The 11,526-nt window shown below is 47.0% G+C and carries 12 protein-coding genes; 9 read left to right on the forward strand and 3 right to left on the reverse strand.

Annotated features, from left to right (window positions below):
• Positions 1-2: 2 nt before the first annotated feature.
• The 3 genes from T3H97_RS09060 (at position 3) to T3H97_RS09070 (ending at position 2,675) form a co-directional block, all read left to right on the forward strand.
• Complete coding sequence (locus T3H97_RS09060; protein ID WP_328802316.1) at positions 3-1,085, forward strand: DUF294 nucleotidyltransferase-like domain-containing protein; 1,083 nt, start codon at positions 3-5, stop codon at positions 1,083-1,085.
• A complete protein-coding gene (locus tag T3H97_RS09065) occupies positions 1,082-1,819 on the forward strand; it encodes an exonuclease domain-containing protein (protein ID WP_061828597.1) in 738 nt (245 codons plus the stop codon). Before T3H97_RS09060 ends, T3H97_RS09065 begins: the two co-directional genes overlap by 4 nt.
• Before the next feature lie 169 nt (positions 1,820-1,988).
• Positions 1,989-2,675 carry a TlpA family protein disulfide reductase gene (locus T3H97_RS09070; protein WP_328802317.1) on the forward strand — a complete coding sequence of 229 codons (687 nt, stop codon included), beginning with the start codon at positions 1,989-1,991 and terminating at the stop codon, positions 2,673-2,675.
• Here T3H97_RS09070 and cimA read toward each other — a convergent pair.
• Positions 2,672-4,288, reverse strand: coding sequence for a citramalate synthase (gene cimA / locus T3H97_RS09075; RefSeq protein ID WP_328802318.1), 1,617 nt, complete (start codon positions 4,286-4,288; stop codon positions 2,672-2,674). The genes T3H97_RS09070 and cimA overlap by 4 nt on opposite strands.
• 293 nt (positions 4,289-4,581) lie before the next feature.
• On the opposite strand from cimA, the gene T3H97_RS09080 reads away from it, so the two are divergent.
• The 3 genes from T3H97_RS09080 to T3H97_RS09090 all read left to right on the forward strand — a co-directional run bounded on the left by T3H97_RS09080 (position 4,582) and on the right by T3H97_RS09090 (position 7,960).
• On the forward strand, positions 4,582-5,862 hold the full coding sequence (locus T3H97_RS09080) for a DNA polymerase IV (protein ID WP_103048002.1): 1,281 nt from the start codon (positions 4,582-4,584) through the stop codon (positions 5,860-5,862).
• A gap of 161 nt (positions 5,863-6,023) precedes the next feature.
• Positions 6,024-6,266: a ferredoxin gene (locus T3H97_RS09085; protein WP_013309730.1), complete on the forward strand. Its 243-nt coding sequence runs from the start codon at positions 6,024-6,026 to the stop codon at positions 6,264-6,266.
• Positions 6,267-6,535: 269 nt separating this feature from the next.
• The gene (locus tag T3H97_RS09090; protein WP_328802319.1) at positions 6,536-7,960 is read left to right on the forward strand and encodes a L,D-transpeptidase; all 1,425 of its coding nucleotides are present in this window, start codon (positions 6,536-6,538) and stop codon (positions 7,958-7,960) included.
• 27 nt (positions 7,961-7,987) lie between these two features.
• Here the strand turns inward: T3H97_RS09090 and T3H97_RS09095 are convergent, their stop codons facing one another.
• On the reverse strand, positions 7,988-8,134 hold the full coding sequence (locus T3H97_RS09095) for a hypothetical protein (protein ID WP_023988033.1): 147 nt from the start codon (positions 8,132-8,134) through the stop codon (positions 7,988-7,990).
• A gap of 218 nt (positions 8,135-8,352) precedes the next feature.
• Here T3H97_RS09095 and T3H97_RS09100 point away from each other — a divergent pair, with 218 nt between their 5' ends.
• From T3H97_RS09100 to T3H97_RS09110, 3 genes are read left to right on the forward strand one after another with little or no spacing between them, the layout of a single operon-like run.
• Positions 8,353-9,447, forward strand: a complete 1,095-nt coding sequence (locus tag T3H97_RS09100; RefSeq protein ID WP_103048000.1) for a quinone-dependent dihydroorotate dehydrogenase — start codon at positions 8,353-8,355, stop codon at positions 9,445-9,447.
• Positions 9,448-9,481: 34 nt separating this feature from the next.
• Positions 9,482-10,294: a GTP diphosphokinase gene (locus T3H97_RS09105; protein ID WP_023988035.1), complete on the forward strand. Its 813-nt coding sequence runs from the start codon at positions 9,482-9,484 to the stop codon at positions 10,292-10,294.
• On the forward strand, positions 10,295-10,864 hold the full coding sequence (locus T3H97_RS09110) for a DUF309 domain-containing protein (protein ID WP_328802320.1): 570 nt from the start codon (positions 10,295-10,297) through the stop codon (positions 10,862-10,864).
• 84 nt (positions 10,865-10,948) lie between these two features.
• Here T3H97_RS09110 and T3H97_RS09115 read toward each other — a convergent pair whose 3' ends face one another.
• The gene (locus tag T3H97_RS09115) at positions 10,949-11,476 is read right to left on the reverse strand and encodes a thioredoxin family protein (protein WP_013309735.1); all 528 of its coding nucleotides are present in this window, start codon (positions 11,474-11,476) and stop codon (positions 10,949-10,951) included.
• Positions 11,477-11,526: the final 50 nt, after the last annotated feature.

Consider the following 11,526-nt stretch of genomic DNA (forward strand, 5'->3'; position numbering starts at 1 on the left):
GTATGGAACTGCAAAATATGGCCTCTTGGGTGAGTTCCGCTGAAGCGATTGATCAAGCAGATACGCCTGAATCGCTAAGGCGGGCCAGGGTCGACTCTCAAAAATGGCTGCTGGCTTCCCAAGCCTCCGCTCCGTTATCAGACTGGTTACGAACGGCGAATGAAATGCATGACCGCATCGCGGCCAGAGCTGTACAAATGTGCGAAAAAGGGATGGTTGAGGATGGCTTCGGCCCTCCTCCCGTCCCTTATGCATTTATAGCCTTCGGAAGCATGGGGCGCTCGGAATCGACGCTGTGGAGTGACCAGGATAACGGGATGATTATCAGTGACACAATATTTGTTGATAAAGAATTGTATTTTAGAGAGTTTGGTCGCAGAGTGTCTGCGATGTTAGAGTATTTGGGATATCCCAAATGTGAGGGGAAAGTAATGTGCTCGGAGCCGTTGTGGCGCCAAACATTGTCTGGATGGCAAGAACAGCTAACGAAATGGTCGGACGATTTTGCTTGGGAGCCGATCCGTTATCTGATTATCTCGTCTGATATGAGGCATATCGCTGGAAATGAGCAATTATCTGCAAACTGGAAACGAAGTTTTTATGAGTTGTTCCGAAAACATCCTGATTTACCCTCGGCGGTACTTCGGAACACGGTGAGGCATAAAGCGACACTTAATATTTTAGGTCAGATTGTTACCGAGCGCTTCGGTGAGCATGCGGGCGATTTTGATGTGAAATACGGGTTGTACATTCCGCTGGTCAACGCAGTCCGTTTTTTGGCGTTGCAACATGGTGTAGAGGAAACCTCCACCCTCAAAAGGCTCAGTCGTCTCGCATCATTGGAAGCGGCACCGTTGCCTTTACTCGACGCTTGCGAGCGTGCCTTTCGGATTGCGCTTCAGCTACGAATGGCTACGCCAGTGAAGGAGAATGATGGATTGCTGGTCAGCAATGGCTACCTGGCTGTAAAGCCGCTGAAACAAAGTAAAGGCTGGCATGAGTTGCGCGAGGCGCTTTCGACGGTACGACGGCTGCATCGTGCGTTGCAAAGGCAGTTGCGATTTATGGAAGGGAGAAGGTCATGAAGGAACCAGCGCAGGGAAGTGGCTTCTGGAGCGCTCTCCGCAGAGGAGGAGTGCCGTCTGCGATTGCATCTGTAATGGGGGCTCCTACGGCTCAGCAGATGGCTTTTATTCGCTCTTTAACCCGGGAGCAACGGCGCTCTGAAGTATTGCGGACCCCGCTGGATCGTTTGGAGACGGTAGTTTTTGATCTGGAGACAACGGGATTTTCAGCACAGCATGGAGATGAGATTTTATCGTTCGGGGCGATTCGGGTTGTCGGGGACATGATTATGGAAAAAGAGCAGTTTTATACGCTTGTCAATCCACGGACTGTGATTCCTGAGCACATTACCGAGCTAACTGGGATTACCCGGGAAATGACGGATGAAGCTCCACCGCTTATGAATGGACTGCACGACTTTATGTCCTTTGTAGGTGGGCGAGTACTTGTGGCACATGCTAGCGCTCATGACAAGGCCTTTTTGAATGCTGCGTTATGGAAAACATCTAAAGTTCAATTGACTCACCGTGTTCTGGATACGATGATGCTTGCCAAATGGCTCGAGCCACAGCAACATCAAACCTACAGTTTGGATGAATTGTTGACCTACCAATCCATTCCGATTGAAGGGCGGCACCATGCGTTAGAGGATGCGAAAATGACGGCTAAGCTGTGGGTTGCGTATGTTCAGGAAATGCTGAAGCGTAATGTGACCAATTTGGCAGATGTCTACGCGCATTTAAGTCATGCTTGATTCAGTACAAGGCATAGCATTCATATACACATAAAACAGCAAGTTCGCGATTTCGTGGGTTTGCTGTTTTTTGCGTCCTGTTGAGATTTAGAAGGTTAGAGGTGGGAACAGTATGGGCATCCTATGGAGAAGGTAAGGGTCATTTAGATGAAAGACAGGTGATAAGACTGTGAAAAGATTTTTTTTCATCAGAGCGATGGTTATGCTGGTTGTGGTTGGGGCTTCATGGGGAGTTATTGCAAACACAACTTATACAGCAAGCCTGTCCATGAAAAATGCACCATTAAAAGAGGAATATGGTAGAGAAGGACTTGAAGCTGAGAAAGAGGTAGAGGCTGAAACACATGCGGTAGAGGTAATGAAAAAGATAAAGCCTGGTCAACGGCTTCCTTCTATGATTTTAAAGGGGTTAAACGGCAAGACCTACGATGTAGGGGCCACGCGCAATAAAGTTCTGGTCATTAGCTTTTGGGCTTCGTGGTGCGACCCGTGCCGATTAGAAGCGCCTATGCTGAATGAGTTGTATAGTAAGCACAAAGATGATGTGGATGTCTATGGTATCAATGTAACTCGCTATGATCGATTGGAGGATGTACAGAAGTTTTCCCGCTCTTTGGATCTCCAATTTCCCATTTTACTTGATGAGCAAGGAGCATTGTTTGAACAATTTGGAGGGGTAGCTTTTCCAACCCATGTAATGGTTGATCATCATGGACAGGTCCGCGAAATCATAATCGGCATGCTCAGTGAGCAGGAGTTGGAACGCAAAATAGAAAATCTTCAAAAAAAGAAGGTGTCTTTGGGAGCGAGTAGACCGCCAAAGGCACCTTATAAGCTCATGCGAGCACCTAATTAGTGATTAACTAATCCATGATGAGTAAGCTCTGCCTGATCGTTTTTTGGAGTCGGTGCTTCCAACAGTGCGTAACGGAAACTGTCCAAGAGAGCTTCCCAGCTGGCTTCAATTACATTTTCGGATACACCTACGTTACTCCAGACGTCCTCGTAATTTTTAGACTCAATGAGCACACGTACCTTGGCGGCAGTGGCATCCTTTTCGTCAAGCACACGTACCTTGTAGTCAGCCAAATGCATGTCACGCAAGGCAGGGAAATATTGAGAAAGAGCCTTACGGAGTGCGTTATCGAGCGCGTTAACAGGGCCGTTGCCTTCAGCTGCGGTATAGACACTTGTCCCTGCGACATTCAGTTTCAAAAATGCCTCGGATACGACCGGCCGGCCGGCTGTTTTCTCTACCAGCACTTTAAAGGACTCAAAAGAGAACATTTCCTTCACTTCACCACCTGCTTCACGAATGAGCAGTTCCAGCGAAGCATCCGCGCCTTCAAACTGGTATCCCTGATGCTCCAGTTCCTTGATGCGGCTAATTACACCGCGTGCTTCATTACTGGATGGGTCAAGGGTGATGCCCAGCTCTTGCGCTTTGGATACCACGTTGCTTTGTCCGGCCAGTTCGGAGACTAAGACCCGCTGCTTGTTCCCCACGAGTTCAGGAGCAATGTGCTCATAAGTTCGCGAGTCGCGCAGAATGGCTGACACGTGGATGCCCCCCTTATGGGCAAAAGCTGCATTGCCAACATAAGGCTGGTTAACAGGCATATTGACGTTGGCGACTTCACTCACAAAACGGGCTGTGTTGTGGAGTTGATTTAACTTCTCGGTATCTAGACATTCGTAGCCCAGCTTGAGCTGCAAATTAGGAATGACGGAGCAAAGGTTAGCGTTACCACACCGTTCACCGTAGCCGTTGATGGTACCCTGAACCTGCCTTGCGCCTGCTTGTACAGCACTTAGAGAGTTCGCTACTGCCAATTCGCAGTCATTGTGTGTATGAATACCCAACTGTGACCTCGTTATCTGGCTTTGCAGCATAGTGACAATTTCCTGAATCTCATGTGGTAGGGTACCGCCGTTTGTATCGCACATCACGAGCCAATCCGCGCCTGCTTCTTCAGCTTTTTTCATAACGGCCATTGCATACTCGGGATTGTTTTTATATCCGTCGAAAAAATGTTCGGCATCAAAAATAACCTCCATCCCCCCTTGCTTTAAAAAGGCGATGGAGTCGTAAATCATAGACAGATTTTCCTCCAGTGTCGTCTGTAAGGCGGTGTGTACATGAAAATCCCATGATTTACCCACAAGTGTAGCAGCCTGAGCGCCGGATTCCAGAATTCGTTGAAGATTGACATCCTGTGCTGCGATGCTATCTTTGCGGCGCGTGCTGCCGAAGGCCACAATCTTTGCCTGAAGACCCAGTTCTTGTACCCGTTTGAAAAATTCGATATCCTTGCTGTTGCTTCCGGGAATCCCGCCTTCAATATAATGAACACCGAGATCATCGAGTTTTTTGGCGATTTTCAATTTGTCATCAGCAGACAAGCTAATTCCTTCTCCTTGAGTGCCGTCTCGCAGCGTTGTGTCAAAGATAGAAATAGCGGTGGACATGAGGGACTCCTCCTTTGCGGATTGCTCAGATTGGTGATGCTCTGCTTTTTTAAGCACATTAATTTAGTTGTTTAACGCTTAAAAACAGGAAAGCGTTAGTTTGTCGTGTTCGTATGTTAGTCGATTATATCAACTTATGACTTCAATTGTAATATATAATTATCATTTTTAGCCGCAAAACCTTTATTTTTTATGTAAAATAGAAATAGCATTTAAGGGTATCTCAAGTATAAAATCAAAACACATATTCCCGCGATGACGGGTGAATTTACAGTTAAAAAGAAGGGTTGAGCATGAAAGATGTCAGTGCTTATTATCCGGCTGGTGGACGAGTTATTCTGCATGTGGATATGAATGCATTTTATTGTTCCGTTCATGCAGCGGAGGAGCCGGAGAAATATAAGGGACTGCCTACCGCGGTGGCAGGCAGTAGTGAGCTGCGCAAAGGTGTAATTGTAACCTGCTCTTATGAAGCTCGACGATTGGGCATTTCAACAGGGATGGTCGTTCAGCAGGCTCGTCGGATCTGTCCGCAGCTCATCGTAATACAGCCTGATTTTCACTTGTATCGTCGTTATTCCAAAGCATTTATGAGTATTGCCTATTCGTATACGCCTATGCTGGAAGCAACCTCAATTGATGAGTGCTATCTGGATATTTCTGGCTCCAAACAGTTTGGAACACCTATGGAAATTGCTGAGGAAATCCAGCGCAGAGTAGAAGACGAGCTGGGCCTGCCCTGTTCAATTGGAGTTGCTCCCAACAAGTTGCTGGCCAAAATGGCCTCTGATCTGAAAAAACCACGCGGGATCTCTGTTCTACGTTTGCGTGATGTACCCAACATTTTGTGGAACCTTCCTTGTGGTCAATTGTTTGGTGTGGGCCGCAAAACGGCAGATAAGCTTCTACAAATGAACATTCGCACCATTGGGCAACTAGCTAAAGCTGATGAGCATATGCTGGTTGGCGTATTTGGTGTGACGGGTTCGTGGTTAAAATTGGCCGCTAATGGGATTAACCATTCTCCAGTCAGCACTGAACGGGAGCCAAACAAGTCCATCGGTCACACGACTACCCTGCCTGTGGATGTGGTAAAGCTGGAAGAAGCCCAACGGGTGCTTCTTAACATTAGTGATCAGGTAGCCCGGCGGCTTCGACGGCACGGTATGCTGGCAGGAGGTATACAATTGACGATTCGGACGCCGGATATGAAGACCTTTACGCGTTCTCAAGTCAGGAGCACTCCTACGGAAAGTGCAGAGGACATATATAAGGAAGCTTGTGCGTTGTATCGTCGCCATTGGGGAGAAGATAAGCCTGTGCGCTTGCTGGGGATTACGCTACAGCAGCTCATTCCAAAGGAGGAAGCGGCCGTTCAAATGGATCTATTTGAATACCAGGATCAGCCTAAGAAAGAAAGCTTATTGAAGACGATGGATGCACTGCGCGATAAGTTTGGTGAAAATGCAATTTTGACCGCTGGAATGCTGGGAGATGATCCTTCGGTACTTCTTCGCAACTCCAAGTTGCGCGGAACTTCGCTGCAAAAAGACAATCTACCAACTCCGGAGTGAACTTTTGGGTAGATTATTGCAAGCATCACAAGCTTACGTTATAAGCATTTTTTACACGAAGGATAAAGGAAAATAATTTGTAATAATATTGGGTTTGTATTAATATGTGAATAGAATGTAAAAGCTGGTTTGTTTGATTGTATAGGAGGAAGAGAAAAGTTATGGCTAAATACACTTGGGTAGAAAAAGATACATGCATTGCTTGCGGAGCCTGTGGCGCTACAGCACCAGACATTTATGATTATGATGATGAAGGTTTGGCAGAAGTGATCTTTGAAGGGGATGCAAACCAAGGCATCAAGGCAATCTCAGAAGATTTGTTTGATGATATGCAGGATGCTTGCGATGGTTGCCCTACAGATTCCATCAAAGTAGCAGACGAGCCGTTCAATAAAGAAGGTTAAGCGTAGGCTTCTTTGATAGGCACAGCACCGACAGCTCCCTTCGCCGTATAACGGTGAGAGTAAGCTGTCGGTGCTGTTTTTTTTTAGATTATAGAATGGTTCAGCGGAGGTGAACTATTCTATAATCGCAAGAAAAACTTCTGCCAAGCGCGGTCTAGCTTCCGTGAAAGTACGTCGATAGACGTTTTTCTTATGTGCTGTCCATCGAGTCTATTTTTACCGATATACATAATAGGAAGTATGCAAGATTACACGATCAGGAGGATCCGATGAACCATTCGCCTCATCTTAAATCGTATGTAAAAAAACACCCTGATAATAAAATGGCCTGGTATTTACTCGGCAAAGAGTATGAGAGCAGCGGTCAGGAGGGCAAAGCAAATTATTGCTTTAATCGCGCAGGAGAAGTGTTCGAAGCCTTCGAGCATAAACAGATTCCGGCAGACGTATGGATGGAATATCAGGATAAACTGGTTCAGATGTCCAAGGAGAAGGAGCGAAGGACGGCTCGAACACGCCACCTGTTAACTGCGTTAATGGTACTACTGCTCATATGGGTTCCTTCAGCCAATTCACCGAGACCTTCAAATGAAAATGCATCTGTTCCATCCGGGACTGAGCAGGCAACAATTGATAATATTGAAGTTACGAAAGTGGCCACTGCTGATCCGAAGGAGATGACCCAGATCGGTGTGGTTGGTGGTGTGTTTACGGCTCAAGCTCGAAAAGGGAGTGGAGTTGGAACGGGGCTTACTGATATGTTGGCTAAGACTAGCCGACTGCCGTCCAAGACTACAGTATTGGGCATGGAGCAAGGGGGCTCGTGGCTGCTCTGGAGAGAGGGTATGAAGCCATTACTTAGTGTACAGAACAAAGGAAACGGTGGATTAGCTGTTCAGTCTTACGACGCCGCTACGTGTGCTTGCAAGCCGTCAGACAGTGAAAACCTTCGTAAAGCAGGTCTAAAATGGGCTGCTGGACAGGAGGAATTAGCTGTGTTGAATAGCTCCATGCGTGCTTTTCGCTCACAGCATCAACGTCTTCCCCAGAGTCTTGATGAACTGACTCGAGACTTTCCCGCTAACACGATGTACGGTACGACAGACGGGATGAAGAAGGCTTTTACACCTATGCGTAATTTACTTGCTTCACCTGGACAGGGAACAGAGAAGGCAGTAGATTTAGACGCTGACTCGTCGGCCGAAAGCAGTCCATTACTGGCATCGTCATTGCACGGACGGCCTTTTCTGGGGCAACCGTTGCGAATTGTGGTGGACAAATCCAAGCACAGGCTCGCCCTGGTAAGTGGCAATGTACTTATTCGAAATTATCCTATCGGTTTGGGCGGAGAAAGAACACCAGAAGGGAAGTTTGTGATTACCGATAAAGTAGTAAATCCGAACGGCAAATCCAACGGTGAGTTTGGTAGCCGTGGAATGCAACTGTCTGCAACGAATTATGCCATTCATGGCACGAACGAGCCGGATAGCATTGGCAAAAATGAGTCGTTGGGTTGCGTCCGAATGGGTAAAGAGGATGTGGAGGAATTGTTTGCACTCGTACCTTCGGGTACGGAGGTAGTTATTGGTAACGGGGGATTGCCTGATCAAGTGCTTGTGCCTGGTTCTCGATTTACAAGTGAGCCGCAGCATGACCAGACGAATCCCCGCAAAACCTATCACTGGCTAAATTAACGTTTTAATGCTATTGCTACTTGGTGTTTAACGATTTCCTGCTTGTGCTAAAACAATGACCAGAATAATCACAATGATGAGGAGAACAAAGCTGACGGCGGTCCATACAATCGCTTTCTTGTTCACCTCATCCTTTTTCTTTTGCAGACTGGGCGGCTTGCGCTTGGTCTTCATATCAGCAATCCCTCTTTTCTAACGGGCTAAGGTCTTGTCTTACTATGTCCATTGTAAATGGTTTGATTATACATTTTCAATGACATCTCCGTGACAACTGAATTGTCCTGGAGCTACACCTCGCAAATTACTTTCTTTTTGGTATGGAAAAAGCTAAACTATTTTGTAGAGATGTTTTTTTAGGATTGTGCAAGGGCATAGAACGGAGTGGATGAATTGTGTTGTATCGAAGGATTGCGAAACCTGTTTTTTTTAAAATGAGTCCAGAGACGGCCCATCATGTAGTCATTGACGGCTTAAAACATGCGGGCTCACTCCCTGGTGGAGCAGCGACACTGCGAGGGATGTACGGAGTCAAGGAAACGGAGGATCTTGCCGTTGATCTGTTTGGCATTCATTTTCCCAACCCGATTGGACTGGCTGCAGGACTGGATAAAAATGCAGAAGCGGTTACTGGTTTTTCTTCCATCGGGTTTGGATTTATGGAAGTGGGAACGGTGACACCTGTGGGACAGCCCGGTAACGATCGGCCACGTTTGTTCCGACTGCCTCCCGATGAGGCATTAGTCAATCGGATGGGCTTTAACAATCTGGGTGCTGAGAGCATGGTCAAACGTCTGGCCGCACTCAAACATCGACCTGTCCCGGTCGCTGTCAATATCGGCAAAAATAAAATTACGCCCAATGAGGATGCTCATAAGGACTATGAAAAGTGTATTTCCGCACTGTATCCTTACGCGGACTTCTTTGTAGTGAATATTAGTTCGCCGAATACGCCGGATTTACGAAAGCTCCAGCATGGTAATGAACTGAAGTCGCTATTGGAAGCGGTTCGGGCTGAGATGGGGGTTCAGGCGAAAAAGTATGGCAAAGCCAAGTCTGTACTGGTTAAAATTGCGCCTGATGTATCGGATGAGGAATTGGAATATATGACAGATGCGATTGCTGCCAGTGGAGTAGACGGCATTATTGCGACCAATACAACAATATCCAGAGCTGGTCTGACGCACCGGAATGCGAGTGAAACAGGAGGGCTGAGTGGTAAGCCGCTGCGTGACCGTTCCACAGAGGTCATCGGACGGGTGTACCGCCAGACGGAAGGGAAGCTGCCTATTATCGGATCAGGCGGCATCTTCACGAGTCGTGATGCCTATGACAAAATTAAAGCAGGCGCAAGCCTGATTGAAATTTATACAGCATTGATCTACGAAGGGCCGGAAGTAAATAGGGCTATACATGCTGGACTGCGCGAGCTGCTTCGAAAGGACGGCTTTAGGCACATTACCGAGGCTGTTGGTGCAGATCACAGATAAAAAAGTGTTGTCGGAAGAGACAGGAGGTACGGGGATGGACGGAAGAGACTGGGGAACATTTTTACTGCCATACGATCAGGCGGTGGAAGAGCTTAAGGTCAAGTTCAAAACAATGCGTGCGGAGCTGAAAAAGCGCGAGGAATACGCTCCTATCGAATTCGTAACCGGACGGGTTAAAAAAATATCAAGCATCCTCGATAAGGCGAAGAGATTACAGGTTCCTTCTGATCAGCTGGAGACGGGAATCGAGGATATTGCAGGCATTCGCATTATGTGTCAATTTGTAGAGGATATTCGGCGGGTGGCCGAATATATCAGAAGACGTAAGGATTTGACCGTACTGTATGAAAAGGACTATATCACCAATTATAAAGACAGCGGCTATCGTAGCTTTCATATGATTGTGGAGTATCCGGTTCAGACAGCAGTAGGGCTGAAAATTGTGCTGGCAGAAATTCAAATCCGTACTTTGGCTATGAATTTTTGGGCAACCATAGAGCATTCTCTTAGCTATAAGTATCGTGAAAGCTTGCCTGATAATATGCGCACACGATTGAAAAAGGCAGCTGAGGCAGCCTTTGTATTGGATAATGAGATGTCTTCCATGCGTCTTGAAATATTGGAAGCGCAGAAAAAGTTCGAGGACGAAGCCAATATCGTATCCAAAGTGCTAACAGGTATGCACCGCTTGTATTTCTACCATAAGATTAGTGAAACGATTGATGCGCAGCGCAGGTTTAATGAACTGTGGGAGCGGCACGACATGGAAGGAATCAAGCTGCTTCACGATGAGGTCAAAGAGATGCTAGAAGCCTCTACCAAGGAAGAAGACAGGGATGAGTATTAAATGGAAAACCTTTCCTACGAACCGCTATATGTGACTTATTTGGTATACTTCAATCGGGATCGGGATTACTTTGAATGTCATGAGGTACTGGAAGAGCTGTGGCTTAAGCTGGACCGTGACCCTGTATATAAAGGTTTGCTGCAAGTTGCTGTAGGACTGTATCATTTTCGGAATGGTAACTATCGTGGTGGACATATGATGCTGGATAGTGCGGTCCACCGGCTGGAGCATGCTCCTTCGCAGGCGCTGGGCATTAATATGGCGAAGCTGGTGGACGAGGCGCGCGTTTGCGCCCGGCAGCTTGCTGAAGCTGTTATGACCGGCACGGAAGAGCTTCAGCACCAACCGCCGGTTTATCGGGATTTGACGATTGAAATCGTCGAGCCTGGGCTGCGCCGGGCCGTGGAGAAGGCATCGTCGTCCATTCCAGTTAACATCCCGCAGCAGAGAGGTCCTCGGCGTGGGGAAAAGCATGAGCAGCGTCAGCAGGCGCTGGAAGCTTCAATTAGGCGAAGACAGGCCGCTGACGGCCCAGGCTCTGTCTCGGCGGAAACGAAGGATGCGCCTTGATTTTGAAGCGTATGATAAGCAAGCAGCCCGATCCGTTTCATGAGGATCGGGCTGCTTTATCGTTTCAGGTGTGTGAACGTTTGACTAGGAGGTTACGTTCTTTTTATATTTCTCAAAGAAGGCTTTGAAATCGTCGAGTGTGTACCCATTGTCCGAAGGACTTTCCTTCAACCCGCCTACCATACGTTCCTTTTCCACGCCTTTTTCGTAATAAATGAGCGTAGGGGTATACTCAATCTTATACTTGTCCCAGCCATCCTCATACTCACGCAGGTTAAATTCGTGCATCGTGATGTTCTCCTGCTTGCTCAAAGGCAAGAGCTTAGGAGTAGTGGCGCGGCAATGCACACAGTCGGACGCGAAATGATAGACGAAAAAGTTTTCCTTTTTGTCAATTTTGCTCTGTAGATCTTCCGGCTTAATAATTTGCTGATAGTTCGGGTCATTTAGTAGCTCTTGAGTAGCAGGATTTAACGAGGCTGTGGAAACGCCGTACAACTTGTTTTTAGTGCCTGAATTTAAAGCGAGCAGCACTCCAAGCAAAATGACCAGCACAACAAAAAAGCCGATGACAGGTATAAGCTTTTTTTTGTTGGATTTTTGTGCGTTCAATGCAATCTCTCCTATCAAAATTCAAAATATGTAGCTATGAATCTCATTAT

The sequence above is a fragment of the Paenibacillus sp. LX16 genome (genome assembly GCF_036252815.1).
Classification (GTDB): Bacteria; Bacillota; Bacilli; order Paenibacillales; family Paenibacillaceae; genus Paenibacillus; species Paenibacillus polymyxa_B.

Excerpts from the sequence above, each read along its gene's own strand:
- T3H97_RS09060 (WP_328802316.1), top strand. The coding sequence starts at position 3 with ATGGAACTGCAAAATATGGCCTCTTGGGTGAGTTCCGCTGAAGCGATT.
- T3H97_RS09065 (WP_061828597.1), top strand. The coding sequence starts at position 1,082 with ATGAAGGAACCAGCGCAGGGAAGTGGCTTCTGGAGCGCTCTCCGCAGA.
- cimA (WP_328802318.1), bottom strand. The coding sequence starts at position 4,288 with ATGTCCACCGCTATTTCTATCTTTGACACAACGCTGCGAGACGGCACT.
- T3H97_RS09080 (WP_103048002.1), top strand. The coding sequence starts at position 4,582 with ATGAAAGATGTCAGTGCTTATTATCCGGCTGGTGGACGAGTTATTCTG.
- T3H97_RS09085 (WP_013309730.1), top strand. The coding sequence starts at position 6,024 with ATGGCTAAATACACTTGGGTAGAAAAAGATACATGCATTGCTTGCGGA.
- T3H97_RS09090 (WP_328802319.1), top strand. The coding sequence starts at position 6,536 with ATGAACCATTCGCCTCATCTTAAATCGTATGTAAAAAAACACCCTGAT.
- T3H97_RS09095 (WP_023988033.1), bottom strand. The coding sequence starts at position 8,134 with ATGAAGACCAAGCGCAAGCCGCCCAGTCTGCAAAAGAAAAAGGATGAG.
- T3H97_RS09105 (WP_023988035.1), top strand. The coding sequence starts at position 9,482 with ATGGACGGAAGAGACTGGGGAACATTTTTACTGCCATACGATCAGGCG.
- T3H97_RS09110 (WP_328802320.1), top strand. The coding sequence starts at position 10,295 with ATGGAAAACCTTTCCTACGAACCGCTATATGTGACTTATTTGGTATAC.